At 35.2% G+C, this 21,745-nt stretch carries 38 protein-coding genes and 1 pseudogene; 37 read left to right on the forward strand and 2 right to left on the reverse strand.

What is annotated here, in order from left to right; translation table 11 throughout:
* The 5 genes from MR285_RS01360 to MR285_RS01380 form a co-directional block, all read left to right on the forward strand.
* Positions 1–744, forward strand: a 744-nt coding sequence (locus MR285_RS01360; protein WP_293557324.1) for a SpaA isopeptide-forming pilin-related protein, incomplete at its 5' end; no start/stop codon positions are given.
* A gap of 136 nt (positions 745–880) precedes the next feature.
* Positions 881–2,098 carry a SpaA isopeptide-forming pilin-related protein gene (locus MR285_RS01365; protein ID WP_293557325.1) on the forward strand — a complete coding sequence of 406 codons (1,218 nt, stop codon included), beginning with the start codon at positions 881–883 and terminating at the stop codon, positions 2,096–2,098.
* A 39-nt stretch (positions 2,099–2,137) separates the two neighbouring features.
* A complete protein-coding gene (locus MR285_RS01370) occupies positions 2,138–3,085 on the forward strand; it encodes a class C sortase (protein WP_293557326.1) in 948 nt (315 codons plus the stop codon).
* Entirely contained in the window at positions 3,063–3,890 is an 828-nt protein-coding gene (locus MR285_RS01375) for a class C sortase (protein ID WP_293557327.1), read from the forward strand. Before MR285_RS01370 ends, MR285_RS01375 begins: the two co-directional genes overlap by 23 nt.
* Positions 3,887–4,705 (forward strand): class C sortase, encoded by an 819-nt coding sequence (locus tag MR285_RS01380; protein ID WP_293557328.1) that lies wholly within the window; start codon positions 3,887–3,889, stop codon positions 4,703–4,705. The genes MR285_RS01375 and MR285_RS01380 overlap by 4 nt, the downstream gene beginning before the upstream one ends.
* Before the next feature lie 101 nt (positions 4,706–4,806).
* Here the strand turns inward: MR285_RS01380 and MR285_RS01385 are convergent, their stop codons facing one another.
* Both MR285_RS01385 and MR285_RS01390 read right to left on the reverse strand, forming a co-directional pair.
* The gene (locus MR285_RS01385) at positions 4,807–5,802 is read right to left on the reverse strand and encodes an electron transfer flavoprotein subunit alpha/FixB family protein (protein ID WP_293557329.1); all 996 of its coding nucleotides are present in this window, start codon (positions 5,800–5,802) and stop codon (positions 4,807–4,809) included.
* Between the two features lie 8 nt (positions 5,803–5,810).
* Positions 5,811–6,608 (reverse strand): electron transfer flavoprotein subunit beta/FixA family protein, encoded by a 798-nt coding sequence (locus MR285_RS01390; RefSeq protein WP_293557330.1) that lies wholly within the window; start codon positions 6,606–6,608, stop codon positions 5,811–5,813.
* 540 nt (positions 6,609–7,148) lie between these two features.
* Here MR285_RS01390 and rpsJ point away from each other — a divergent pair.
* The 32 genes and pseudogenes from rpsJ to MR285_RS01550 form a co-directional block, all read left to right on the forward strand.
* A complete protein-coding gene (gene rpsJ / locus MR285_RS01395; RefSeq protein WP_293557331.1) occupies positions 7,149–7,466 on the forward strand; it encodes a 30S ribosomal protein S10 in 318 nt (105 codons plus the stop codon).
* Between the two features lie 58 nt (positions 7,467–7,524).
* A complete protein-coding gene (gene rplC / locus MR285_RS01400; RefSeq protein ID WP_293557332.1) occupies positions 7,525–8,157 on the forward strand; it encodes a 50S ribosomal protein L3 in 633 nt (210 codons plus the stop codon).
* A gap of 17 nt (positions 8,158–8,174) precedes the next feature.
* Complete coding sequence (gene rplD / locus MR285_RS01405) at positions 8,175–8,798, forward strand: 50S ribosomal protein L4 (RefSeq protein ID WP_075660071.1); 624 nt, start codon at positions 8,175–8,177, stop codon at positions 8,796–8,798.
* The gene (gene rplW, locus MR285_RS01410) at positions 8,798–9,085 is read left to right on the forward strand and encodes a 50S ribosomal protein L23 (protein ID WP_293557333.1); all 288 of its coding nucleotides are present in this window, start codon (positions 8,798–8,800) and stop codon (positions 9,083–9,085) included. Before rplD ends, rplW begins: the two co-directional genes overlap by 1 nt.
* Before the next feature lie 17 nt (positions 9,086–9,102).
* Complete coding sequence (gene rplB / locus MR285_RS01415) at positions 9,103–9,933, forward strand: 50S ribosomal protein L2 (RefSeq protein ID WP_293557334.1); 831 nt, start codon at positions 9,103–9,105, stop codon at positions 9,931–9,933.
* A 12-nt stretch (positions 9,934–9,945) separates the two neighbouring features.
* Positions 9,946–10,230: a 30S ribosomal protein S19 gene (gene rpsS / locus MR285_RS01420; protein WP_019107919.1), complete on the forward strand. Its 285-nt coding sequence runs from the start codon at positions 9,946–9,948 to the stop codon at positions 10,228–10,230.
* 11 nt (positions 10,231–10,241) lie between these two features.
* Entirely contained in the window at positions 10,242–10,577 is a 336-nt protein-coding gene (rplV, locus tag MR285_RS01425) for a 50S ribosomal protein L22 (protein WP_019107918.1), read from the forward strand.
* A gap of 11 nt (positions 10,578–10,588) precedes the next feature.
* Positions 10,589–11,353 carry a 30S ribosomal protein S3 gene (rpsC, locus tag MR285_RS01430; protein WP_293557335.1) on the forward strand — a complete coding sequence of 255 codons (765 nt, stop codon included), beginning with the start codon at positions 10,589–10,591 and terminating at the stop codon, positions 11,351–11,353.
* Between the two features lie 17 nt (positions 11,354–11,370).
* Positions 11,371–11,802 carry a 50S ribosomal protein L16 gene (gene rplP / locus MR285_RS01435; protein WP_156700467.1) on the forward strand — a complete coding sequence of 144 codons (432 nt, stop codon included), beginning with the start codon at positions 11,371–11,373 and terminating at the stop codon, positions 11,800–11,802.
* Positions 11,792–11,998: a 50S ribosomal protein L29 gene (gene rpmC, locus MR285_RS01440; protein ID WP_293557336.1), complete on the forward strand. Its 207-nt coding sequence runs from the start codon at positions 11,792–11,794 to the stop codon at positions 11,996–11,998. The genes rplP and rpmC overlap by 11 nt, the downstream gene beginning before the upstream one ends.
* 4 nt (positions 11,999–12,002) lie before the next feature.
* A complete protein-coding gene (gene rpsQ / locus MR285_RS01445) occupies positions 12,003–12,257 on the forward strand; it encodes a 30S ribosomal protein S17 (RefSeq protein WP_169968845.1) in 255 nt (84 codons plus the stop codon).
* A gap of 23 nt (positions 12,258–12,280) precedes the next feature.
* Complete coding sequence (gene rplN, locus MR285_RS01450; protein WP_019124984.1) at positions 12,281–12,649, forward strand: 50S ribosomal protein L14; 369 nt, start codon at positions 12,281–12,283, stop codon at positions 12,647–12,649.
* Between the two features lie 14 nt (positions 12,650–12,663).
* On the forward strand, positions 12,664–12,972 hold the full coding sequence (rplX, locus tag MR285_RS01455; RefSeq protein WP_293557337.1) for a 50S ribosomal protein L24: 309 nt from the start codon (positions 12,664–12,666) through the stop codon (positions 12,970–12,972).
* A gap of 11 nt (positions 12,973–12,983) precedes the next feature.
* Positions 12,984–13,529: a 50S ribosomal protein L5 gene (rplE, locus tag MR285_RS01460; protein WP_293557338.1), complete on the forward strand. Its 546-nt coding sequence runs from the start codon at positions 12,984–12,986 to the stop codon at positions 13,527–13,529.
* An 11-nt stretch (positions 13,530–13,540) separates the two neighbouring features.
* Positions 13,541–13,726 carry a type Z 30S ribosomal protein S14 gene (locus MR285_RS01465; protein ID WP_005957510.1) on the forward strand — a complete coding sequence of 62 codons (186 nt, stop codon included), beginning with the start codon at positions 13,541–13,543 and terminating at the stop codon, positions 13,724–13,726.
* Positions 13,727–13,755: 29 nt separating this feature from the next.
* Entirely contained in the window at positions 13,756–14,151 is a 396-nt protein-coding gene (gene rpsH, locus MR285_RS01470; protein ID WP_293557342.1) for a 30S ribosomal protein S8, read from the forward strand.
* Between the two features lie 14 nt (positions 14,152–14,165).
* Positions 14,166–14,702, forward strand: a complete 537-nt coding sequence (gene rplF / locus MR285_RS01475) for a 50S ribosomal protein L6 (protein WP_293557344.1) — start codon at positions 14,166–14,168, stop codon at positions 14,700–14,702.
* Positions 14,703–14,717: 15 nt separating this feature from the next.
* The gene (gene rplR / locus MR285_RS01480; RefSeq protein WP_293557346.1) at positions 14,718–15,080 is read left to right on the forward strand and encodes a 50S ribosomal protein L18; all 363 of its coding nucleotides are present in this window, start codon (positions 14,718–14,720) and stop codon (positions 15,078–15,080) included.
* A gap of 13 nt (positions 15,081–15,093) precedes the next feature.
* A complete protein-coding gene (gene rpsE, locus MR285_RS01485) occupies positions 15,094–15,600 on the forward strand; it encodes a 30S ribosomal protein S5 (RefSeq protein WP_075660084.1) in 507 nt (168 codons plus the stop codon).
* A 10-nt stretch (positions 15,601–15,610) separates the two neighbouring features.
* Positions 15,611–15,787 (forward strand): 50S ribosomal protein L30, encoded by a 177-nt coding sequence (rpmD, locus tag MR285_RS01490; RefSeq protein WP_019107905.1) that lies wholly within the window; start codon positions 15,611–15,613, stop codon positions 15,785–15,787.
* Positions 15,788–15,800: 13 nt separating this feature from the next.
* Positions 15,801–16,250, forward strand: coding sequence for a 50S ribosomal protein L15 (rplO, locus tag MR285_RS01495; RefSeq protein ID WP_019107904.1), 450 nt, complete (start codon positions 15,801–15,803; stop codon positions 16,248–16,250).
* Entirely contained in the window at positions 16,250–17,530 is a 1,281-nt protein-coding gene (secY, locus tag MR285_RS01500; protein WP_293557350.1) for a preprotein translocase subunit SecY, read from the forward strand. The genes rplO and secY overlap by 1 nt, the downstream gene beginning before the upstream one ends.
* A gap of 9 nt (positions 17,531–17,539) precedes the next feature.
* Positions 17,540–18,181 carry an adenylate kinase gene (locus tag MR285_RS01505; protein ID WP_293557352.1) on the forward strand — a complete coding sequence of 214 codons (642 nt, stop codon included), beginning with the start codon at positions 17,540–17,542 and terminating at the stop codon, positions 18,179–18,181.
* A 3-nt stretch (positions 18,182–18,184) separates the two neighbouring features.
* The gene (locus MR285_RS01510; protein ID WP_293557354.1) at positions 18,185–18,439 is read left to right on the forward strand and encodes a KOW domain-containing RNA-binding protein; all 255 of its coding nucleotides are present in this window, start codon (positions 18,185–18,187) and stop codon (positions 18,437–18,439) included.
* Between the two features lie 18 nt (positions 18,440–18,457).
* Positions 18,458–18,676, forward strand: coding sequence for a translation initiation factor IF-1 (gene infA / locus MR285_RS01515; protein WP_005957367.1), 219 nt, complete (start codon positions 18,458–18,460; stop codon positions 18,674–18,676).
* A gap of 23 nt (positions 18,677–18,699) precedes the next feature.
* Positions 18,700–18,813: a 50S ribosomal protein L36 gene (gene rpmJ, locus MR285_RS01520; protein ID WP_010244353.1), complete on the forward strand. Its 114-nt coding sequence runs from the start codon at positions 18,700–18,702 to the stop codon at positions 18,811–18,813.
* Between the two features lie 11 nt (positions 18,814–18,824).
* Positions 18,825–19,187: a 30S ribosomal protein S13 gene (gene rpsM / locus MR285_RS01525; protein WP_019107900.1), complete on the forward strand. Its 363-nt coding sequence runs from the start codon at positions 18,825–18,827 to the stop codon at positions 19,185–19,187.
* A gap of 12 nt (positions 19,188–19,199) precedes the next feature.
* On the forward strand, positions 19,200–19,595 hold the full coding sequence (rpsK, locus tag MR285_RS01530) for a 30S ribosomal protein S11 (RefSeq protein ID WP_019124973.1): 396 nt from the start codon (positions 19,200–19,202) through the stop codon (positions 19,593–19,595).
* 26 nt (positions 19,596–19,621) lie between these two features.
* The gene (locus MR285_RS01535) at positions 19,622–20,569 is read left to right on the forward strand and encodes a DNA-directed RNA polymerase subunit alpha (RefSeq protein WP_293557366.1); all 948 of its coding nucleotides are present in this window, start codon (positions 19,622–19,624) and stop codon (positions 20,567–20,569) included.
* Positions 20,570–20,579: 10 nt separating this feature from the next.
* Positions 20,580–20,921, forward strand: coding sequence for a 50S ribosomal protein L17 (gene rplQ, locus MR285_RS01540; protein ID WP_075660090.1), 342 nt, complete (start codon positions 20,580–20,582; stop codon positions 20,919–20,921).
* A 42-nt stretch (positions 20,922–20,963) separates the two neighbouring features.
* Positions 20,964–21,491 carry a methylated-DNA--[protein]-cysteine S-methyltransferase gene (locus MR285_RS01545; RefSeq protein ID WP_293557369.1) on the forward strand — a complete coding sequence of 176 codons (528 nt, stop codon included), beginning with the start codon at positions 20,964–20,966 and terminating at the stop codon, positions 21,489–21,491.
* A 148-nt stretch (positions 21,492–21,639) separates the two neighbouring features.
* A pseudogene (locus MR285_RS01550) lies at positions 21,640–21,745 on the forward strand (co-chaperone GroES); the annotation flags it as partial.

Genomic DNA, 21,745 nt, shown 5'->3' on the forward strand with positions numbered 1-21,745 from the left:
AATAATACAAAGACTCCAAATTCTATCACTCCTACACCTCCACAAGTAACTGTTGGCGGAAAGAAATTTGTCAAGACTGACAAAGAAGGTACTGCAAGATTAGCAGGCGCTGAATTTGTTATCCAAAACAAAAATGCAGGAGCTAACGCAGATAAATATCTAAAGATTACTGAAAAAGATACAACAACTTATGCAGATGCAGAAAAAGCATACAATGATGCTATAGCAGCTGTCAATGCAGCTTTAGCAAAGGGAGAAATCTCAGCTACAAATAAAGCAAATATTGCTGGAGTTGAATATGAATCTAAAGAAGCAGCAATGGCTAAAGTTGAAGAATTAAAAGCAGCAAGAGATAAAGCATTTACAGAAGCTAACTTATCTTATACTTGGGTAGATAATCAAGCAGATGCTACTAAATTCACTTCAAATGATAAAGGTCAATTTGAAGTTAAGGGGCTCGAATATGGAAATTACAGAGCTGTAGAAACAAAAGCTCCAGCTGGATATGCACTTCCATCTGATGGTGGAAACTTCACTTTTACTGTAGGTGAAGGAACTTACACAAGTAAGGGAGATATTGACTATGTAGCAGAATCAAGTAAAAATGATGCTATGCAAATCAAGAATAATAAGGTAACTATACCTCAAACTGGTGGTATTGGTACTGTTATATTCACTGTTGTGGGTATTGGCTTAATGGCTGGCGCTGTTATAGCAATGAGAAAAAATAGAGGAGAAGCTTAATCAATCTATTGATTGAGATAGATATTTTTGAGATAATATCTTGAGATTTTATACAAAATTATTAACTCAAGGAGCAGATTTTTAAATCTATGGGAAGGGAGTTCCCTTCCCTACATATTATGATTGTGAGGTAGAGATGAAGAAAAGAATTAAAGATTTAATAATTTTATACATGATGGTAACTATGGTCTTCCTACCTCTTAATGTTTTGGGAGCATCCTCTGTTACCATCGAAATTAACACAAGGGAAACTTTGACTAGAGAGGACTTGGAAGGAAGGACTCTAGGCATTTGGAAAATCAACGACAAATTTATTGATACTAATATGGATAAGACTAAACTTGTTTCTATATTAGACAAGTTAAGTGAAGATGACCTTGACAAGCAACTTGCTGATAAAAATGACAAATGGGTCATTAATCCTAAAGAGAAGGACGACTACAAAGTTACTCTTGAACTTGAAAGAGGCACTTATTATATTAGGGAGCTAGGTGGCAAGGATAGAAAAACTTTTATTGAATCTGCAGTTTTTTCTCCCGATGAAACAAATATTGTTAAATTAAAGTGGGGAGGAAGGGAAACTCCTCCTCCAGAAAATCCACCTCATGAGCCGCCTCATAATCCACCTCATGTACCGCCAACTCCTCCTAATTCAGTTTTGCTTTTTAAAACTGATGATGAAGGAAGGGCATTAAAAGGTGCAAAGTTCCAACTTATTCGTGATAATGGCGAGGTAGTAAGGACTAGCAATTTTTCTATGAATGATAAGGGCAAGGAAGAAGTTTTCGAGACTGATGATAAGGGTTATATTTTAATAAAAGATCTTGAACCTGGTGTATATTTTTTCAAAGAAATCGAGGCACCTAAGGGTTATGAGGTTGTTACGGCAGAAAGTCAATTTTCAATATTCTCTGGGGACAAGGCAAAGCTCACTGTTATGAACAAGAAAAAGCTTGGTTCTTATAATTTCTTCAAGACTGATGAATTAAGAGAAAAGGGTCTTCCTGGTGCTGAGTTTGTAATCACTCGTCAAGTTGATGGCAAAGACCAAAGGTTAAAGTACAATGGCAAGGATCTAGTTCTTAGTTCTGGTGAAGATGGCAAGTTTTTTGTGAGGGATCTCCCTTATGGAACTTATTATATCTGGGAAACTAAGGCTCCTAGTGGCTACACTCTTTTGCAAGGTAGTTTGAAATTTGACATTGACGACAATTCTTTTGAGAAAGTCCTAATTATTGAAAATACTAAAAAGCCGCCTATTCCTAAGACTGGCGACATCACGCTAATTGTGCTTGTCATCGCTGGTGCTATAATGATTGGTCTAGGCAGGTTTATGATCAAGGACAAAAAGTAAAGTGAGGCTCCTTGGAGCCTCTTTTTTATGGGAGAAAAGATGAGCAAAAAAAAGAAAAAATCCAATAAGTTATTCATTTTTATTTTTATTTTAGGTCTTGGGATACTTTCTTATCCCTTGATATCTAACTGGTATTATAGGATTGAGGCAAACAATCAAGTTGCTGATTTTAAGGAAGCAAGGGAGCTTTTGAGTCAAGAGGAGATAGATAGACGTCTTAGGTTAGCCAAGATTTATAACGACGATCTGGGCAATGTAGTCCCAAAGGATCCTTATAGTGAGGAAGAAAAACATAGGGCGATAGAAAATTATGCACAGATGCTTGAACTTAGGACTAAGATTGGCACTATTGAGATACCTTCTATTGACGTAGATCTGCCAATTTATGCTGGTACTAATGAGGAAATTTTGCAAAAAGGCTGTGGGCACTTGGAGGGTACTTCTCTTCCTATTGGTGGTGAGTCCACTCACACTGTCATCACTGCTCACTCTGGTCTTCCTTCTGCTAGGCTTTTTACCGATCTTGAAAAGGTAAAGCTTGGAGATAAATTTTACATCAACAACATTGGCGGTGTTTTGGCATATGAAGTTGATCACATTGACGTCATAGATCCTTCTGATTTTTCTCAGCTTCTTGTGGTACCGGGAAAAGATTATGCAACTTTACTTACTTGTACTCCTATTATGATTAATACGCACAGGCTAATTGTCCGTGGACATAGGATTCCTTATGTGCCTGAGAAAGATGAAAAGATTAGAGAAGATAAGGGTGGCAATTTAGGTATTGATAAAAGGCTTATCATTCTTTTAATTTTTGCTATAATTATATTAGCTAGATTTATTCAATCTAAGAGAAATAAAAAGTTAGCGAAAAAAAGAGAAGCTGAAAAGGCAAAAAATATTGAGATGGCTAAGATAAATGCGACTAAAAATAGTGATTTGAATGATAATAATGATAGGGGTGATGACAGTGAAGGAGAAGTTTAAAAATAATTGGAAGATTATCCTGTTATTTTTGTTAGGTCTTCTCATTGCCATTTATCCGATTATTTCAAATTATTATTATACTGTGGATAATAACAATCAAATTACGGAATTTAAGGAAGCTGTTTCTGAGATGTCAGAGGAAGAGATAAATAAGAGAATGGATCTTGCTCGTGCATATAATGAAACTCTAGACCCTTCAAAGCTTGCTGACCCATACACTGAAAGGGAAAAGGAAGGCATGGCAAATTATGCCAGAATGCTTGAAGCAAGGGAAAAAATTGGCTATATAGATATTCCTAAGATAAACCAAAATATTCCTGTTTTTGCAGGCACTTCTGAAGATGTTTTGCAACACGCTTGTGGTCATTTGGAAGGAACTTCCCTTCCTGTTGGCGGCAAGTCTACCCACTCTGTTATCACAGCTCATAGAGGTCTTCCGCAAGTCAAGCTCTTTAGAGATCTTGACAAGATGGAAGTAGGCGATGTGTTTTATTATACAAATATCAAGGAAACTTTAGCTTATCAAGTGGATCAAATCGTAGTTATTGAGCCGTGGAATTTTGATTATGTTCTCGTCGTTGACGGCATGGACTACATGACTCTTTTAACTTGTACGCCTTATATGATTAATTCTCACAGACTTTTGGTGCGTGGGCACAGGATTCCATATGTGCCAAAGGAAAAAGAAACTGAGGAAAATAAGGCTAAGTTCAATCACAGGTCATTAATTTGGGTATTTGCTATTTTGGCTTTTGTTATGCTTGTTATATATATTTACATTAGAAGACGCAGGAGGAGGCTATGAAGGCTAAGACTAGGGTCATAATTGGATATTTGTTTATCTTGGTGGGGATATTTATGCCCCTTCTTGCCTTTACTTCTATGTCCTTTAGAGAAATCATGGCGGACAAAAGGTATGCCTCTTTTAAGGAGAAAGATGCTCAGGTAACTGATGCACTTAAAAAATACAATGAAGAGGTAAAAAAGAGCGGCAACAATATTATCGACCCCTTTGACAACGAAGATTATAAAGGTTATTACGATATCAAGGGCATTGACAAGGACGAAGTTTTTGCTTATCTTATTATTCCTAAGCTTGACATGAAAAAGCCGATTTATCTCGATGCAACTTACGACCATTTGGACTGGGGAGTTGCACAAGTAGAAGGAACGAGTATTCCTCTTGGCGGAAAGTCTACGAGATCTGTCATTGCTGGTCATAGAGGCTGGTGGGGAGATCTAATGTTTTACAACATCGACAAGCTTGAAGTTGGAGATGAAATTTTAATTGATGGACGCAGCGGACTTTTGAAATACAAAGTTACTGGTCAGGAGATTATAGATCCAAGTGATTGGGAAAGTATTCTCCCTATTGAAGGCAGGGACATGATTACATTACTAACTTGCCATCCAAAGAGACCACCTAGACCAAAGAGGTTATTAATTAACGCAGAAAGAGTTGTGGAAAAGAAAGCTAATGTGACTACGCAAGTTGAACAGAAAAGTGAAGTTCCATATTTAAAGTATGCAATTTATGCTGTTACAGTTGTTGGTTGGATTGCAATGTTTTTAGTGTTCTTTAAAATGATGGCTTATGTAAAAAAAGAGAAAAGACATTGACATTTATAGAAAGGTCAAATATTATTAAGACTCGTAAACTCGAGTCTTTTTATTTTGTGCATGATAAAAAAGTAAAGCCATGGAAACCACGGCTTTAAATGTTACTTTCTATTTTTAATTTCTTTTATTAAATCTGGAACTATGTTAAATAAATCGTCTACTATTCCATAGCTTGCTATGTTAAATATTGCTGCATCTGGGTCCTTATTTATTGCGATAATTGTCGCAGAGTTTTCCATTCCCTTTGTATGTTGAATTGCTCCAGATATTCCAAGGGCAATGTATAAATCTGGTTTTACTTGTACGCCAGTTACTCCAACTTGAATGTCTTTATCACACCAGCCAAGGTCTGTTGCAGCTTTTGTTGCACCAACTGCACCGCCAAGAGCATCGGCAAGTTCTTCTACTAAATGCCAGTTTTCTGGTCCTCCAAGTCCTAATCCACCTGATACAACTATTTTTGAATTCATAAGTTTGTCTAGTAGTGGGTTGATGTCAGATTTTTCGAAGCCAATAAACTTTGTAGCAATGTCTTCTGCCTTGAGTTTTGTTTCTTCTTTTATGATTTCAACATTTTTACTTTCGTCGCGAGTTGCTTCTACAAAAGCTCCTCTTCCAATTGTTGCCATCATAACTTCAGATAAAATTCTTACGTCGCAGAATAATTTTCCGTCAAAGGAAGGTCTAATCCATTTTATGTCTTTTTTATCTTCTGTTAGTTCAACTGATGAGCAGTCTGCAACGAGTCCAACGCCTTTATTGGCGGAAACTCTTCCAGCAAGGTCACGGCCGTTGTGGCTAGCTGGTAACATTACTATTGCAGGGTCGTATTTATCCATTAATGCTTCCAAAACTTTTGCATAACCTAAGGTGTTGTAATTTTCTAAAAGTTCATCATTTACTTGTATTACTTTATCGGCGCCATAATACCCTGATTCCCTTGCAATGCCGTCGTTATTAAATCCAATTTCAACTGCTATTAGTTCTTTATTTAAATCCTCAGAAAGTTCTCTTGCCTTTGACATAGTTTCCTTAGTAATAAGTGAAAGTGAACCTTCTGATGTTTCGTTTACTACCCAAATATTTCCCTTTTTCATTTTATCACCTACACTAATACTTTCTTATCTTCTAAGATTTTTATGACTTCTTTAATATTTCCACTTGCAGAACCAGTGTCAATCATGTTTCCTGCTTCTGATTTTCTTGGGGCACTTAAATCCTTTACTATTGTAAGAGAACCTTTTTGTCCAAGTTTGTCGAGGTCAAGTCCAAGGGAAGATGCAGTTAAGACGTGAATTTCTTTTTCCTTTGCAATTTCATCTCTATTTAGCGCAAATTTTGAAGGCTTGTTCACAGAACCCTTTAGGGCTGTTGCAACAAAAGGTGTAGATAATTTTACAGTTTCAACGCCTGTACCTACATTTCTTTTAACTTCAAATTCGCCATCTCGATAATTTATATCGCATAGATAAGTAACTTGATTCATGCCGAGTCTTTCAGCAATTTGTGGGCCTACTTGTCCAGTATCGCCGTCCGTAGTTTGGTCGCCTGTAAAGATTATATCGTAATCACAAATTGATTTTGCCGCTTCTGCAAGTGCATAGGAAGTTGCTATTGTGTCAGATCCTCTAAATTCAAGTCCTTCTAATAGATAAGCCTCTTCTGCGCCCATTTGTATGCAGTCGCGCAAAAATTTTTCTGCAGAAGGTGGTCCCATAGTTAGCGCGTCAATTTGTACATCTTCTTCTACTTGTTCTGATATATTTAATGCAAATTTAAGTCCACATAGGTCTGATGGATTTATTATAGTTTTAATTCCATCCCTAATTAAGTTATTAGTTTCCGGATCGATTTTTGCATTAGTTGTGTCAGGAACAGTTTTCATTAATAATAATATTTTCATAGTTCCTCCTTTAATATTTATTTAATATAATTATATTATACCCTATTGAGTAGATTTATATTTCAATTTAATACTTTTAAATAAGAAGAAAACAAAAAACTTGGTAAAGAGAATAAACGGTGCTATTTTGATTTCGTATAATAAAAAGAAAGATTTATAAAAATATTAATTGTGTAAAAAGATTCATATTATTTATGAGTCTTTTTTGTTAAAGTAATTAAAGTTATTGAAAATTTTCTCGGAAAATTATAATAGAGAAGTGTAAAATTTTTCAAAATATTTTTAAATACTTTAAAAAATGGCTTTACATTGGCTTAAATTTACTATATAATGTTTAAGCGTTTAAAAAGAATGTTGCGATGAAATCATAAGTTGCTTGAAACTTTGCCGAAAAAAAGGAGTTTCAAGGTAATTATGATGGAGAAGTCCAAGCTGGACTTGGGCGCGGGTTATTTTTTTCAAACGGGCTCTGTGATACACCAGGGCACGTTTATCGATAGCCCCATTCGCAAGTAAGGCTTTAGCGAATAGGAGGTAAATATGTCTAACAAAGGCAAACAAAAAATCAGAATTAAACTTAAAGCTTATGATCACGAATTACTTGATAATTCAGCATTAAGAATTGTTGAAGCTGCTAAAAAGAGCGGTGCAGAAGTATCTGGACCAATTCCTCTTCCAACAGAAAAGGAAATTATTACAATTATAAGAGCTGTACACAAGTATAAGTATTCAAGAGAACAATTTGAGCAAAGAACTCACAAGCGTCTAATTGATATACTTAATCCTACACAAAAAACTGTAGATTCACTTATGAAGTTAAATCTACCAGCTGGTGTAGATATAGAAATTAAACTTTAAGACTTTGCTTTATATGACTTCTATATAGAAGTCCGCTGTAAATACTAGGAGGTGCAACATGAAATATTTAGTAGGTAAAAAAATTGGCATGACCCAAATTATTGATGAAGAGGGTACTGTTACTCCTGTCTCAGTTATTGAAGTAGAACCAAATGTTGTTGTGCAAAAGAAAACAATTGAAAGTGATGGATACAATGCCATCCAAGTTGCAACACATGAAGTTAAAGAAAAAAGACTTAACAAACCTGAGAAGGGACATTTTGACAAGGCAGGCGTAGGATATAGAAAACATCTTTCTGAATTTAGAACTGATGATGTAGATTCTTACAACCTTGGAGATGAAATAAAGGTAGATATTTTTGAAGTAGAAGAACATGTTGATGTTATTGGTACTTCAAAGGGTAAAGGAACTGCAGGTATTATCAAACGCCATAACTTTGGTCGTGGTAGAGAAACTCACGGTTCTAAATTCCACAGAATGCCAGGTGGTATGGGTGCTGCTTCTTATCCAGGAAAAGTATTCAAAAACCATAGAATGGCTGGAAAAATGGGTAACGAAAGAGTTACTGTTCAAAACTTAGAAATTGTTAGAATAGATACAGATAAAAATTTAATTTTAGTTAAGGGTGCTATCCCAGGACCTAAGAAGGGAACTGTAAGAATTAAAAGCACTGTTAAAATGACTAAATAAGATAGGGAGGTTAAGAAATGCCTAAAATTCAAATGATTGACATTAAGGGAAATCCTGTTGAAGAAGTCGAACTAAGTGAAGGGCTATTTGATGCTCCTATAAGCACTCATGCTGTTTATTTAGTTGTTAAAAACATTTTGGCTAATAAAAGACAAGGTACTCACTCTGCTAAAACTCGTGCTGAAGTACGTGGAGGCGGAAGAAAACCTTGGAGACAAAAGGGAACAGGTCGTGCAAGACAAGGTTCAATTAGATCACCTCAATGGAGAGGCGGTGGAGTTGTTTTCGCTAAGAAACCAAGAGATTATTCTTATACAACTCCTAAAAAAGCTAGAAGAGTTGCTCTTAAATCAGTTCTTACTAGCAAATTCCAAGATGGCGAAATGATTCTTGTTGACAAGTTCACAATGGATGAGCCAAAGACAAAGATTTTTGCTAACATCTTAAAGGATATTAAAGCAGGTAAAAAGGCACTTGTAGTTGTTAACGACGACGAAAAAGACGTTCAAAGAGCTGCAAGAAATATCGCTGGAGTAAAAACATCTAGAGCCACTGATATTAACGTATATGATTTATTAAAATACGATAATCTTATTATCTCAAAGGCTGCGCTTGATGTTGTTGAGGAGGTTTTTAACTGATGAATAAATTTGACATTATTAAAAGACCTTTAGTTACTGAACAAAGTATGGATATGATGGCAGAAAATAAATACACTTTTGAAGTGCAAAAAGATGCCACTAAACCTGAAATCAGAAAAGCTGTTGAAGAAATCTTCGGCGTTAAGGTTGAAAAAGTATATACAATGAATATGCGTGGAAAATTAAAAAGACAAGGAGTTCATCAAGGTAGACGTCCTTCATGGAAAAAAGCTATAGTTAAGCTTACTGATGACTCAGAACCGATAGAATTTTTTGATTCTATCTGATAGTAGGAGGTATTAAAATGGCGATTAGAGGATTTAAACCTACAACTCCTGCCCGTAGACAGATGACTGTTGCTACATTTGAAGAGATTACTAAGAAGACACCTGAAAAATCTCTTTTAGTTAGCATCAAAAAAACTGCCGGTAGAAATTCACAAGGTAGAATTACTAGTAGACATAGAGGCGGCGGAGTTAAGAGAAAATATAGAATTATAGATTTAAAGAGAGATAAAGACAATATTCCTGCAAAAGTAGTAGCTATTGAATATGATCCATATAGAACAGCTTACATTGCACTTTTATCTTATGCTGATGGTGAAAAGAGATACATCATCCAACCTAATGGATTAAAAGTTGGGGATGTAATCGAATCAGGTTCAGAAGCAGATATTAAAGTTGGTAACGCACTAATACTTGCTGATATCCCAGTTGGTACTACTGTTCACAACATTGAAATGACTCCCGGAAAGGGCGGTCAAATAGCAAGAAGTGCTGGATCATCAGCTCAACTTATGGCAAAAGAAGGAAAATATGCTCAACTTAGACTTCCTTCAGGTGAATTTAGATTAATAAATCAAAGATGTAAGGCAACTATTGGACAAGTTGGAAATATTTCTCACGAACTTATTACACTAGGTAAAGCAGGTAAGAGCAGATATCTTGGAAAGAGACCTCATGTTAGAGGATCTGCAATGAACCCTGTTGATCACCCTCATGGTGGTGGAGAAGGTAGAACTCCAGTAGGTAGACCTTCACCAATGACTCCTTGGGGCAAGAAAGCTCTAGGACTTAAGACTAGAAAGAAATCTAAAAAATCTGATATGTATATAGTAAGAAGAAGAACTAAGTAATCGGAGGGTATAATGAGTAGATCAATAAAAAAAGGACCATTTGCTGATGAACACCTTCTAAAGAAGGTTGACGAGCTTAATGAAAAGAACGAAAAGAAAGTAATTAAAACTTGGTCTCGTCGCTCAACTATTTTCCCTGAATTTGTATCACACACAATTGCTGTTCATGACGGCAGAAAACATGTGCCAGTATATATTACTGAAGACATGGTAGGACATAAATTAGGTGAATTTGTTCCAACAAGAACATATAGAGGCCACGGCGGCAAGAGCGAAAAGAGCACAACAGTTAAATAAGGAGGGTTATAATGCAAGCACAAGCAATTGCAAAATATGTAAGAATATCACCTCTTAAGGTGAATTATATTTGCGCTGAAATACGCGGCAAAAGCGTTGATGAGGCCCTCTCTATTTTAAAGTTTACTAATAAGAGGGGAGCTCATGAACTCTATAAGGTACTAAAATCAGCTGTAGCCAATGCTGAAAACAACCTTAATTTAGACAGAGACGATCTTTATGTGAAAAAAGCATACGCTAATGACGGACCTACTATGAAGAGATTTCGTCCTAAGGCTAAGGGTATGGCTTATCCAATCCTTAAAAGATCAAGTCACATTGGCGTTGTAGTAGCAGAAAGAGAGTAAGGAGGTAGAGAATGGGCCAAAAAGTAAACCCACATGGACTTCGTGTTGGAGTAATTAAAGATTGGGATTCAAAATGGTATGCAGACAAGAAGAATTTTGCCGATCTTTTAGTTGAAGACAACAATATTAGAAAATATGTTAAGAAAAAGCTTTATACTGCAGGAATCTCTAAGATTGAAATTGAAAGAGCTGCTAATAGAGTTAAAGTTTCTATTCATACAGCTAAACCAGGAATGGTAATTGGACGTGGCGGCGCTGGAGTTGAAGAGCTTAGAACTGAAATTGAAAAGCTTACAAATAAATCTGTTGTAATAAATGTTGAAGAAATCAAAAATCAAGACTTAGATGCACAAATCGTTGCTGAAAGCATTGCAGAATCTCTTGAAAGAAGAGTTGCATTTAGACGTGCTATGAAACAAGCAATTCAAAGAACTATGCGTCAAGGAGCTCTTGGTATTAAGACTGCTGTATCAGGTCGTTTAGGCGGTGCAGATATGGCAAGAACTGAAGGCTATTCTGAAGGAACTATTCCTCTTCAAACATTAAGAGCTGATATCGACTATGGTTTCGCTGAAGCTGATACTACTTACGGTAAGATCGGTGTTAAAGTTTGGCTTTATAAGGGCGAAGTTCTTCCTGAATTAAAAGAAGATTCAAGAAGAAAACCTAGAGATAACAGAGATAATAGAGATAACAGAAATCGCAAAAGACGCGATAACAGAAACAATAATTTTAATAGAAATAACAGAAGAGACAATAAAAATAAAGAGTCTTAAAGAAGGGAGGAATAGTCATGTTGATGCCTAAGAGAGTAAAATATCGTAAAGTTCACAGAGGCAGAATGAAGGGCAAGGCTATGCGTGGTAATGAGCTTGCATATGGCGAATATGGTATAAAAGCTTTAGAACCTTGTTGGATAACTTCAAATCAAATAGAAGCGGCACGTCGTGCTATGACAAGATATATTCGTAGAGGTGGAAATATCTGGATTAAGATTTTCCCAGACAAACCTGTTACTGAAAAACCTGCTGAAACTCGTATGGGTTCTGGTAAAGGTGCTCCAGAGTATTGGGTTGCAGTAGTTAAACCAGGAAGAATTTTATTTGAAATGGGCGGTGTTTCTGAAGAAGTTGCAAGAGAAGCTATGAGACTTGCATCTATGAAACTCCCTGTGAGAACTAAATTCGTTATGAAAGATAAGGATGGTGACTCAAATGAAGGCTAATGAAATTCGCAAAATGACTAGCGAAGATTTAAATAATAAGGTTAATGAACTTAAAAATGAACTTTTTAATTTGAGATTCAGATTGGCTACTGGTCAACTTGACAATCCATCAAGTATTAAAAGTGTTAAAAGAGATATAGCAAAAGTAAAAACGATCATTAGAGAACGTGAACTTGAAGTTGGAAAGGAGGCTTAATCTCATGGAAAGAAATTCAAGAAAAACTATAACAGGAATTGTAGTAAGCGATAAAATGGATAAGACTATTGTAGTTAAGACTGAGACTTTAAAGAATCATCCAATTTACAAAAAGAGATTTAAGAAAACTACTAAATTCAAGGCTCATGATGAAAATAATGAATGTGGTATTGGTGATCGCGTAAAACTTATGGAAACTAGACCACTAAGTAAAGATAAAAGATGGAGACTTGTAGAAATTATTGAAAAAGCTCAATAATTTTAACTTGAAAGGAGAATAACATGATTCAACAAGAAACAAGATTGCGTGTTGCTGACAATTCAGGTGCAAGAGAACTATCTGTAATTAAAGTCCTTGGTGGAACTAATAGAAAAACAGCTAGTATCGGAGATATCGTGGTTTGTTCTGTAAAAAATGCAACACCCGGTGGCGTTGTCAAAAAAGGTGCTGTTGTAAAAGCAGTTATTGTTAGAACAAACAAGGGCATTAGCAGAAAAGACGGATCTTACATTAGTTTTGACGATAACGCTGCTGTTGTAATAAAAGATGATAGAAGCCCTGTTGGCACTCGTATTTTTGGACCTGTAACTAGAGAACTAAGAGCTGGAAACTTTATGAAAATTATTTCTCTAGCTCCGGAAGTACTATAATTTGGAGGTGTAATATGAGAATTAAAAAAGATGACATCGTAAAAGTTATAGCCGGAAAAGATAAAGGCAAAACTGGTAAGGTATTAAGAACAATTCCTAAAAAAGATTTAGTAGTTGTTGAAAAGGTAAATATTGTTACTAAACACATTAAACCTAGAGGACCACAAAATCCAGGTGGAATAGAAAAAATGGAAGCTCCAATTCACGTATCTAATGTTATGTACTTTGACAGTGCATCAGGCAAGGCTACAAGAATTGGATATAAGATAGAAGACGGAAAAAAAGTTAGAATTGCAAAATCTAGCGGAAATGTAATTAAGTAGGGGGTAGAATAATGACTTCAAGACTACAAGAAAAATATAAGACAGAAGTTGTGGGCCACCTAATGGAACGTTTCAACTACAGTAACGTTATGGAAGTACCGAGACTTGAAAAAATCACTATTAACATTGGAATTGGTGAAGCTAAAGACAATCACAAAGCTCTTGAATCTGCAGTAGAAGAACTTACTACAATAGCAGGTCAAAAGGCTGTTGTTACTAAGGCAAGAAAATCAATTGCCAACTTTAAACTTCGTGCAGGACAAAATGTTGGTGTTAAAGTTACTCTAAGAGGACAAAGAATGTATGAATTCTTAGACAAATTAATGAATGTTGCCCTTCCAAGAGTAAGAGACTTTAGAGGTGTTAAGCCTACTGCTTTTGATGGTAGAGGAAATTATGCTCTAGGCCTTAAAGAACAACTTATCTTCCCTGAAATTGAGTATGATAAAGTTGATGCTATTAGAGGAATGGACATCATTATAGTAACTACTGCTAATACTGATGAAGAAGCTAAAGAATTCCTAGATAAAATGGGAATGCCTTTTGCTAAGGCTTAAGGAGGTACATTGTGGCAAAAAAATCAATGATTGCAAAACAAAAGAGGAAACAAAAGTATTCTTCTCGTGAATATACTAGATGTAAAATTTGTGGAAGACCACATTCAGTTTTACAAAAATATGGAATATGTAGAATATGCTTTAGAGAACTTGCGTATAAGGGACAAATTCCTGGCGTAAGAAAAGCTAGCTGGTAAAAGCCTTAGATGAAAGGAGGCAAACTGATATGATGACAGACCCAATTGCAGATATGCTATCAAGAATTAGAAATGCAAATAATGCAAGACATAAATCTGTTGATATTCCTTGCTCAAAAATCAAAAAAGAAATAGCTCAAATTCTTCTTGATGAAGGTTATATTAAAGGATATGATGTTGTTGAAGACGACAAACAAGGAATGATCAAGATTGATCTTAAGTATTCTCAAGACGGAGAAAGAGTTATTTCCGGACTAAAGAGAATATCTAAACCGGGACTTAGAGTTTATGTTAAGTGCGAAGATGTTCCTAAAGTTCTAGGAGGACTAGGAATTGCAATTATCTCTACATCTAAGGGAATAATTACAGATAAAATGGCGAGAAAAGATAAAGTTGGCGGAGAGGTAATCTGCTACGTTTGGTAATTTGGAGGTGAAAAATGTCAAGAATTGGCAAAAAACCTATTGAAATCCCAAAGGGCGTTGATGTTAAAATTGACGGTCAAACAGTAACTGTTAAGGGACCAAAGGGTGAACTAACACAATCTTTCAATAAAGATTTAAAAATAGAATTAAATGACGGAGTTCTCACTGTAGAAAGACCAAATGAGATTAAAAAAATTAAGGCACTTCACGGTTTAACTAGAACTCTAATCTACAATATGATAATTGGCGTTACAGAAGGTTATTCAAAATCACTTGAAATAATCGGAACTGGATATAGAGCTGCTAAGAAGGGAAAAGTTCTTTCTCTTAACTTAGGATTTTCACATCCTCTTGATCTTGAAGATCCAGAAGGTATTGAAGTTGAAGTTCCTTCAGCTAACTCCATTATTGTAAAAGGTAATGACAAACAACAAGTTGGCGCTTATGCTGCTTACATTAGAAGCTTCAGAGAACCTGAACCTTACAAAGGTAAAGGTATTAGATATACTGATGAATATGTAAGACGTAAAGTTGGTAAGACTGGTAAGTAAGAGAGGAGAATTTAAGTGTTAAAAAAGATTAATAAAAATGCAAATAGAATAAAAAGACACAAAAGACTTAGAAATCATATCTCCGGTACTTCTGCTAAACCAAGACTTTCAGTTTACAGATCATCTAAGCATATTTATGCTCAACTAATTGATGACGAAGCTGGCAATACTTTATTAAGTGCATCAACTCTTGATAAGTCATTGAATTTAGAAAACACTGGAAATATTGAAGCAGCAAAGGCTGTTGGTACTTCTATTGCTGAGAAAGCAAAGGAAAAAGGCATCGAAGAAGTTGTCTTTGATAGAAGTGGCTATGTATACCATGGCAAAATCAAAGCACTTGCTGACGCAGCTAGAGAAGCTGGGCTAAAATTCTAAGAAGGAGGAAGTAATGGAGCGTTCATTAATAAATGCGGCAGAACTTGATCTTGAAGAAAGAGTTGTATCTATAAATAGAGTTGCCAAAGTAGTTAAGGGTGGTAGAAATTTTAGATTCTCTGCTCTTGTAGTAGTTGGCGACAAAAACGGACACGTTGGCGTAGGTACAGGTAAAGCTCTTGAAGTTCCTGAAGCTATAAGAAAAGCAACACAAGATGCTAGAAAGCATATTATAAAAGTAAATCTACTAAATACTTCTATTCCTCATCAAGTAACTGGAATTTATGGAGCAGGTAGAGTTTTCTTAAAACCAGCAAGAGAAGGTACGGGAGTTATCGCAGGCGGAGCTGTTCGTGCTGTATGTGAACTTGCAGGTATTACTGATATTCGTACTAAGAATATTGGTACAAATAATCCAAGAAACACAGTTAATGCAACAATTGAAGGATTAAAACAACTTAAAACTGTTGAATCTGTTGCAAGACTTAGAAATAAATCAGCGGATGAAATTATAGGATAGGAGGAAAGTCATGAGTACAATTAAAATTAAACTTGTAAAAAGTCCTATCGGTAAAGTACCTAAACACAGAAAAACAATAAAAGCACTTGGCCTAAGAAAGTTACACCAAGTTGTTGAAAAAAATGATACACCTCAAATTAGAGGTATGTTGAAACAAGTCGATTATATGATCGAAGTAGAAGAATAAGGAGGTGTACCTAATGAAGTTACATGACTTAAGACCTAATGAAGGTGGCGGAGTTAAAGCTAGAAAAAGAGTGGGTCGTGGAATAGGTTCCGGTACTGGAAAGACATCTGGTAAAGGTCACAAAGGACAAAATGCTAGAAGTGGCGGAGGAGTTAGACCTGGATTCGAAGGTGGACAAATGCCACTATTTAGACGTCTTCCTAAGAGAGGATTTACAAATATCTTTAAGAAAGAATATGCTGTTATTAACGTAGCAGATCTTAATGTATTTGAAGAAGGAACTGAAATCACTCCTGAATTCTTAATAGAAAACAAATTTATCAAAGCTGGAAAAGCTAAAGACGGAATTAGAATTTTGGGGGATGGTGAATTAAATGTTAAACTTACTGTAAAAGCTCAGCATTTCTCAAAATCTGCTAAAGAAAAAATTGAGGCTTGCGGAGGAAAGGCCGAGGTGATTTAATGCTATCCACTTTTAGAAATGCGTGGAGAATTGAGTCAATTCGTAAGAAGATGCTTTTCACTTTATTCATGCTTCTATTATATAGACTTGGATCACATATCGCTGTTCCTTACATGAACTCACAAGTTATTTCACAACTTATGAGTGGAGCAGGTGGATCAATTTTCTCCTTCCTAGATTTAATGGCAGGAGGTAACTTTAGAAGATTTACAATTTTTGCTGCAAACATATATCCATATGTTACTGCATCAATTATTCTTCAACTTTTGACAATTGCAATTCCTTCATTGGAATCTCTTGCAAAAGAGGGGGAAACTGGTAGAAAGGCTATTGCAAAATATACTAGATACCTTTCTATTGCCATAGCTCTTGTACAAGCTGTTGGTTATACTTTTGGCCTTTTCAGACAAGCTATAAATGCAACAAGCGCTATTGAATATGCAACAATTATCCTATCAATAGTAGCAGGTACTGCTATTCTAGTTTGGATAGGTGAACAAATAACTGAACATGGAATCGGAAATGGTATTTCAATTTTAATTTTTGCAGGTATCGTTTCAAGATTTCCAATTGATATAGCTCAATCAGTTGCTCTTGTAAAAGCAGGAAAATCTAGTCCAATCTTTTTAGTGCTATTCGTAATAATTGCAATTGCAATTGTTGTATTTGTAGTAACACTTACTGAAGGTGAAAGAAGAATTCCTGTACAATACGCAAAGAGGGTTGTAGGAAGAAAAATGTATGGCGGTCAAGCTACTCATATTCCTATTAAAGTTTTGATGACTGGTGTTATGCCAATTATCTTTGCCAACTCACTACTTGCTATTCCAGCAACTATTGCTATGTTTACTAGTGAATCAACTAGAAATTGGATTCAAAAATGGTTAACTCCTGCTGGAGGACCTGGAGCTGTGATTTATATAATATTTACAATTATTCTTATTATATTTTTCACATTTTTCTACACTACAATCCAATTTAACACTGTTGAATACTCTAAAAACCTTCAAGCTAATGGTGGTTTTATTAGCGGTATTCGAGCAGGTAAACCAACAAGTGATTATTTAGGTAGAACTTTGAATAGATTGGTTATGCCGGGAGCAATTGCACTTTCAATACTTGCAGTTCTTCCAACTATACTAACACTTATTTCAGGATTACAATTTAATTATGGTGGTACTTCAATTATCATCGTAGTTGGTGTTGTGCTTGAAATTCACAGAGTATTAGAACAACAATTAATCATGAGAAATTATCGTGGTTTCTTAAAGAATAAATAGGAGGCATTTATGAAATTAGTTATATTAGGACCTCCAGGGGCCGGAAAGGGCACACAAGCTGAATATATTGTTGAGAGATACAATATTCCACATATTTCAACTGGAGATATCTTTAGAGAAAATATTAAGAACAACACAGAACTTGGCAAAGAAGCAAAGTCTTATATGGATAAGGGTCTTTTAGTTCCTGATGATCTTGTAATCGCACTTGTTGAAGATAGACTAAACAAGGAAGATGCTAAGAAGGGATTTCTACTAGATGGTTTTCCAAGAACTGTGGCTCAAGCTGTTAGTCTTGATTCCATTTTAGACAAAAACGATGAAAAGCTAACTAATGTTATTAATATTACAGTTGACCCTAAAATTTTAATTGAAAGAGCTGTTGGAAGACGAGTTTGTAAAACTTGTGGAATGACTTATCATGTTAAATTCAATCCTCCAAAGGTAGAGGGAGTTTGTGATAAGGATGGTACTAAGCTTATTCAAAGAGATGACGATACTGAAGAAACTGTAAAGACTAGAATTTCAGTTTACTTTGATCAAACTGCACCTCTTATTGATTACTACAGAGCACAAAATCTTCTTGTAGACATCGATGGTGCTAAGGATATTGACAAAGTATTTGAAGATATAGTTAATGGTCTTGAATAGTTCATGGATAATACATTTAGTCTTTTAAGGGGACAAGTTGTAAGATCCAAAAAGGGTAGAGATGAGGGAAAAGTTTTTGTAATCACTGAGATTATAGATGATGATTTTCTCCTTCTCGTAGATGGAAAGCTAAGAAAGCTAGATCGACCAAAGAAAAAAAAGGTAAAACATCTTTATATATATAAGGATGTCATTGATCTTGATGTTAAAGATTTAAATGACAGTTATATTAGAAAGAAACTATTACCTTATAGCTAAAGGAGGATCCTTAATAATATGGCTAAAGAAGATGTAATTGAAGTTGAAGGCGTTGTTGTAGACGCTCTTCCAAATACTCATTTCAAGGTTGAGCTTGAAAACGGACATATCATACTTGCTCATATTTCAGGTAAATTGAGAATGAATTATATTAGAATTCTTCCTGGTGATAAGGTGACAGTTGAGCTTTCACCTTATGATCTTACAAGAGGAAGAATAACTTGGAGAAAGAAATAATCCTAGAGTTAGGAGGCATTTAAATGAAAGTAAGACCATCTGTAAAAAAGATGTGCGAAAAGTGCAAAATAATTAAACGAAACGGAAAAGTAATGGTAATTTGCGAAAATCCGAAACATAAACAAAGACAGGGATAAGGGAGGTAATTATGGCTAGAATTTCCGGTGTAGATTTACCTAGAGAAAAGAGAGTTGAAATCGGACTCACTTATATTTATGGTATTGGAAAACCTAGATCTCAAGCAATTTTAACTGCTGCAGGCGTTGATTTTGATACAAGAGTTAAAGATTTGACAGAAGCTGAACTTGCTAAAATTAGAGAAGAAATAGATAAATACCACGTAGAAGGTGATTTGCGTCGTGATGTTGCAATGAGCATCAAAAGACTTCGTGAGATCAACTGTTATCGTGGAAGAAGGCATAAAATGGGTCTTCCTGTAAGAGGACAAAAAACTAAGACTAATGCTAGGACAAGAAAAGGTCCTAAGAAACTTGTTAGTAAAAGTAAGTAAGGGGGGACTATAATGGCTAAGAAACAAAAAGTTACACGTTCTAGAAGACGTGTTCGTAAAAACATTGAAAAAGGAGAAGCTCATATAGCTTCAACATTTAATAACACTATGGTTACTCTTACTGATATTAACGGTAATGTTATTTCTTGGGCAAGTGCTGGACAACTTGGATTTAGAGGTTCAAGAAAGTCAACTCCTTTTGCAGCACAAGAAGCAGCACAAGAAGCAGCTGAAAAAGCTAAAGAACATGGATTAAAGAGCGTTGATGTATATGTAAAGGGTCCAGGTTCAGGAAGAGAAGCTGCTATTAGATCTCTTCAAGCATCAGGTCTTGAAGTAACTATGATTAAAGATGTTACTCCAATTCCTCATAATGGATGTAGACCACCAAAACGTAGAAGAGTCTAAACTATTTATCGAGAAGGAGGGTACCCATGATTGAAATTGAAAAACCTAGAATTAGTATTGAAGAATTAGATGAGTCAGGTTTATATGGCAAATTCGTCGTTGAACCTCTAGAAGCTGGATTTGGTATCACTATTGGAAATTCCTTAAGAAGAGTGTTACTTTCCTCTCTACCAGGCGCAGCAGTTTCTTTTATAAACATACGCGGCGTTGAACATGAATTTGATACAATTCCAGGAGTATTGGAAGATGTACCTGAAATAGTTTTAAACATTAAATCTATAGTTTTAAAGATGACTGAAGATGAGCCTGTAAAACTTATTATAGAAAAAAAGGGCAAAGGAGAGATTAAAGCCTCTGACATTGAGCTTCAACCTCAGGTAACTGTTATTAATCCAGATCAACATATAGCTACGCTAAATGAGGATGCTGATTTTTATCTTGAAATGATGGTCGAAAAGGGAAGAGGATATGAACCTTCTGAGCTTAAAAAGGATGAAATAACTGAAATTGGAATTATTCCAATGGATTCTAACTTCACTCCTGTGGAAAAAGTAAACTGGAAAGTTGAAAACACTAGAGTTGGACAAAGAACTGATTATGATAGATTAATCCTTGAAGTTACAACAGATGGCTCTATGAAAGCTGACGAAGCTACATCCCTTGCAGCAAAAATCTTGACAGAACATCTTGAACTCTTCATTGGCCTAAAAGAACATGTCAGTGAAATAAATTTGATGGTTGAAAAAGAAGAGGATCAAAAAGAAAAAGTTCTCGAAATGACAGTTGAGGAATTAGATTTATCTGTTAGATCATTTAACTGTTTAAAGAGAGCTGGAATAAACAGCGTTGAGGAATTGACTAATAAAACTGAAAGTGAAATGATGAAAGTTAGAAATCTAGGTAGAAAATCTCTACTAGAGGTAACTGAAAAGCTTGAAGAATTAGGACTAAGCCTCAAACCTGAAGAAGAATAAGGAGGACATTATGGCAAAAAACAGAAAACTTGGCCGTAATTCAAGTCATAGACGTGCAATGCTTAGAAACCTTGTTACTTCTCTTTTAAGGGAAGGTAGAATTAAAACTACTCATACTAGAGCTAAGGAAGTTCAAAGAATTGCAGATCGCATGATTACACTTGGAAAAAGAGGCGACCTTCACGCAAGAAGACAAGCTTTAGCATATATTTATTCAGAAGATGTTGTTACAAAATTATTTGAAGAATATTCTGAAAAATATGCAGATAGAAATGGTGGATACACTAGAGTATTGAAAATGGGTCCAAGACGTGGAGACGGTGCAGAAATTTCAATTATAGAATTAGTATAAGGAAATCCAATGGGATTTCCTTTTTTACATTTTGGAGGGCTTATGCTTTATAAAAAAATTTACAACTCTCCACTTGGAAAAATTTATTTAATCTTTGATGAAGAATTTTTACTTGGATTATATTTTGAAAATCAAAAATATTTTGGAGATGCTATAAAGGGAGAAGAAACAGAAAATTTTGATTCAAAAAATGGAGAACTTTCAAATAAAAATTTAGAAGTTACAGAAAAGTGGCTTGATATATATTTTAGTGGTGAAGAGCCAAAATTTATGCCATGCATAAAACTTATTGGAACAGAATTTAGAAGAGATGTGTGGAAAATTTTATTAGAGATACCCTATGGAGAAACTACTACATATAAAGCTATCTCAGAGAAATTAATAGAGAGCGGAAAGTATAAGAGAATGTCGGCGCAAGGGGTTGGCGGTGCAGTTGGGCACAACCCAATATCAATAATAGTACCTTGTCATAGAGTGGTGGGAGTCGATGGCAGTCTAACAGGCTATGCTGGAGGACTTGCGAATAAAAAGAGATTACTTCAAAATGAAGTTGTCAAGTTCAATAAGTAGATTTGGAAAAAATAAAAGCTTGCTTATAAAAAGTGAAGCTTTTATTTTTTTATTTTGCACTCAACCCTTGAAAAATTTTTGCCAATGTATTATTATATATATTAGCAGAAGGCATTGCCGAGTGCTAATAAAAAGGAGGTAAATATAGATGAAACTTAGACCACTTGACGATAAGATCGTCATCAAGAAAATTGAAAAAGAAGAAACAACTGCTTCAGGCATAGTACTTCCTTCTTCAGCTAAAGAGGAATCAA

This window comes from Peptoniphilus sp., assembly GCF_022767005.1.
Lineage (GTDB): Bacteria > Bacillota > Clostridia > Tissierellales > Peptoniphilaceae > Peptoniphilus_A.

Coding starts and splice junctions, on each gene's coding strand:
- MR285_RS01365 (WP_293557325.1), top strand. CDS start 881: ATGAAGAAAAGAATTAAAGATTTAATAATTTTATACATGATGGTAACT.
- MR285_RS01370 (WP_293557326.1), top strand. CDS start 2,138: ATGAGCAAAAAAAAGAAAAAATCCAATAAGTTATTCATTTTTATTTTT.
- MR285_RS01375 (WP_293557327.1), top strand. CDS start 3,063: ATGACAGTGAAGGAGAAGTTTAAAAATAATTGGAAGATTATCCTGTTA.
- MR285_RS01380 (WP_293557328.1), top strand. CDS start 3,887: ATGAAGGCTAAGACTAGGGTCATAATTGGATATTTGTTTATCTTGGTG.
- MR285_RS01385 (WP_293557329.1), bottom strand. CDS start 5,802: ATGAAAAAGGGAAATATTTGGGTAGTAAACGAAACATCAGAAGGTTCA.
- MR285_RS01390 (WP_293557330.1), bottom strand. CDS start 6,608: ATGAAAATATTATTATTAATGAAAACTGTTCCTGACACAACTAATGCA.
- rpsJ (WP_293557331.1), top strand. CDS start 7,149: ATGTCTAACAAAGGCAAACAAAAAATCAGAATTAAACTTAAAGCTTAT.
- rplC (WP_293557332.1), top strand. CDS start 7,525: ATGAAATATTTAGTAGGTAAAAAAATTGGCATGACCCAAATTATTGAT.
- rplD (WP_075660071.1), top strand. CDS start 8,175: ATGCCTAAAATTCAAATGATTGACATTAAGGGAAATCCTGTTGAAGAA.
- rplW (WP_293557333.1), top strand. CDS start 8,798: ATGAATAAATTTGACATTATTAAAAGACCTTTAGTTACTGAACAAAGT.
- rplB (WP_293557334.1), top strand. CDS start 9,103: ATGGCGATTAGAGGATTTAAACCTACAACTCCTGCCCGTAGACAGATG.
- rpsS (WP_019107919.1), top strand. CDS start 9,946: ATGAGTAGATCAATAAAAAAAGGACCATTTGCTGATGAACACCTTCTA.
- rplV (WP_019107918.1), top strand. CDS start 10,242: ATGCAAGCACAAGCAATTGCAAAATATGTAAGAATATCACCTCTTAAG.
- rpsC (WP_293557335.1), top strand. CDS start 10,589: ATGGGCCAAAAAGTAAACCCACATGGACTTCGTGTTGGAGTAATTAAA.
- rplP (WP_156700467.1), top strand. CDS start 11,371: ATGTTGATGCCTAAGAGAGTAAAATATCGTAAAGTTCACAGAGGCAGA.
- rpmC (WP_293557336.1), top strand. CDS start 11,792: ATGAAGGCTAATGAAATTCGCAAAATGACTAGCGAAGATTTAAATAAT.
- rpsQ (WP_169968845.1), top strand. CDS start 12,003: ATGGAAAGAAATTCAAGAAAAACTATAACAGGAATTGTAGTAAGCGAT.
- rplN (WP_019124984.1), top strand. CDS start 12,281: ATGATTCAACAAGAAACAAGATTGCGTGTTGCTGACAATTCAGGTGCA.
- rplX (WP_293557337.1), top strand. CDS start 12,664: ATGAGAATTAAAAAAGATGACATCGTAAAAGTTATAGCCGGAAAAGAT.
- rplE (WP_293557338.1), top strand. CDS start 12,984: ATGACTTCAAGACTACAAGAAAAATATAAGACAGAAGTTGTGGGCCAC.
- rpsH (WP_293557342.1), top strand. CDS start 13,756: ATGATGACAGACCCAATTGCAGATATGCTATCAAGAATTAGAAATGCA.
- rplF (WP_293557344.1), top strand. CDS start 14,166: ATGTCAAGAATTGGCAAAAAACCTATTGAAATCCCAAAGGGCGTTGAT.
- rpsE (WP_075660084.1), top strand. CDS start 15,094: ATGGAGCGTTCATTAATAAATGCGGCAGAACTTGATCTTGAAGAAAGA.
- rpmD (WP_019107905.1), top strand. CDS start 15,611: ATGAGTACAATTAAAATTAAACTTGTAAAAAGTCCTATCGGTAAAGTA.
- rplO (WP_019107904.1), top strand. CDS start 15,801: ATGAAGTTACATGACTTAAGACCTAATGAAGGTGGCGGAGTTAAAGCT.
- secY (WP_293557350.1), top strand. CDS start 16,250: ATGCTATCCACTTTTAGAAATGCGTGGAGAATTGAGTCAATTCGTAAG.
- MR285_RS01505 (WP_293557352.1), top strand. CDS start 17,540: ATGAAATTAGTTATATTAGGACCTCCAGGGGCCGGAAAGGGCACACAA.
- MR285_RS01510 (WP_293557354.1), top strand. CDS start 18,185: ATGGATAATACATTTAGTCTTTTAAGGGGACAAGTTGTAAGATCCAAA.
- infA (WP_005957367.1), top strand. CDS start 18,458: ATGGCTAAAGAAGATGTAATTGAAGTTGAAGGCGTTGTTGTAGACGCT.
- rpmJ (WP_010244353.1), top strand. CDS start 18,700: ATGAAAGTAAGACCATCTGTAAAAAAGATGTGCGAAAAGTGCAAAATA.
- rpsM (WP_019107900.1), top strand. CDS start 18,825: ATGGCTAGAATTTCCGGTGTAGATTTACCTAGAGAAAAGAGAGTTGAA.
- rpsK (WP_019124973.1), top strand. CDS start 19,200: ATGGCTAAGAAACAAAAAGTTACACGTTCTAGAAGACGTGTTCGTAAA.
- MR285_RS01535 (WP_293557366.1), top strand. CDS start 19,622: ATGATTGAAATTGAAAAACCTAGAATTAGTATTGAAGAATTAGATGAG.
- rplQ (WP_075660090.1), top strand. CDS start 20,580: ATGGCAAAAAACAGAAAACTTGGCCGTAATTCAAGTCATAGACGTGCA.
- MR285_RS01545 (WP_293557369.1), top strand. CDS start 20,964: ATGCTTTATAAAAAAATTTACAACTCTCCACTTGGAAAAATTTATTTA.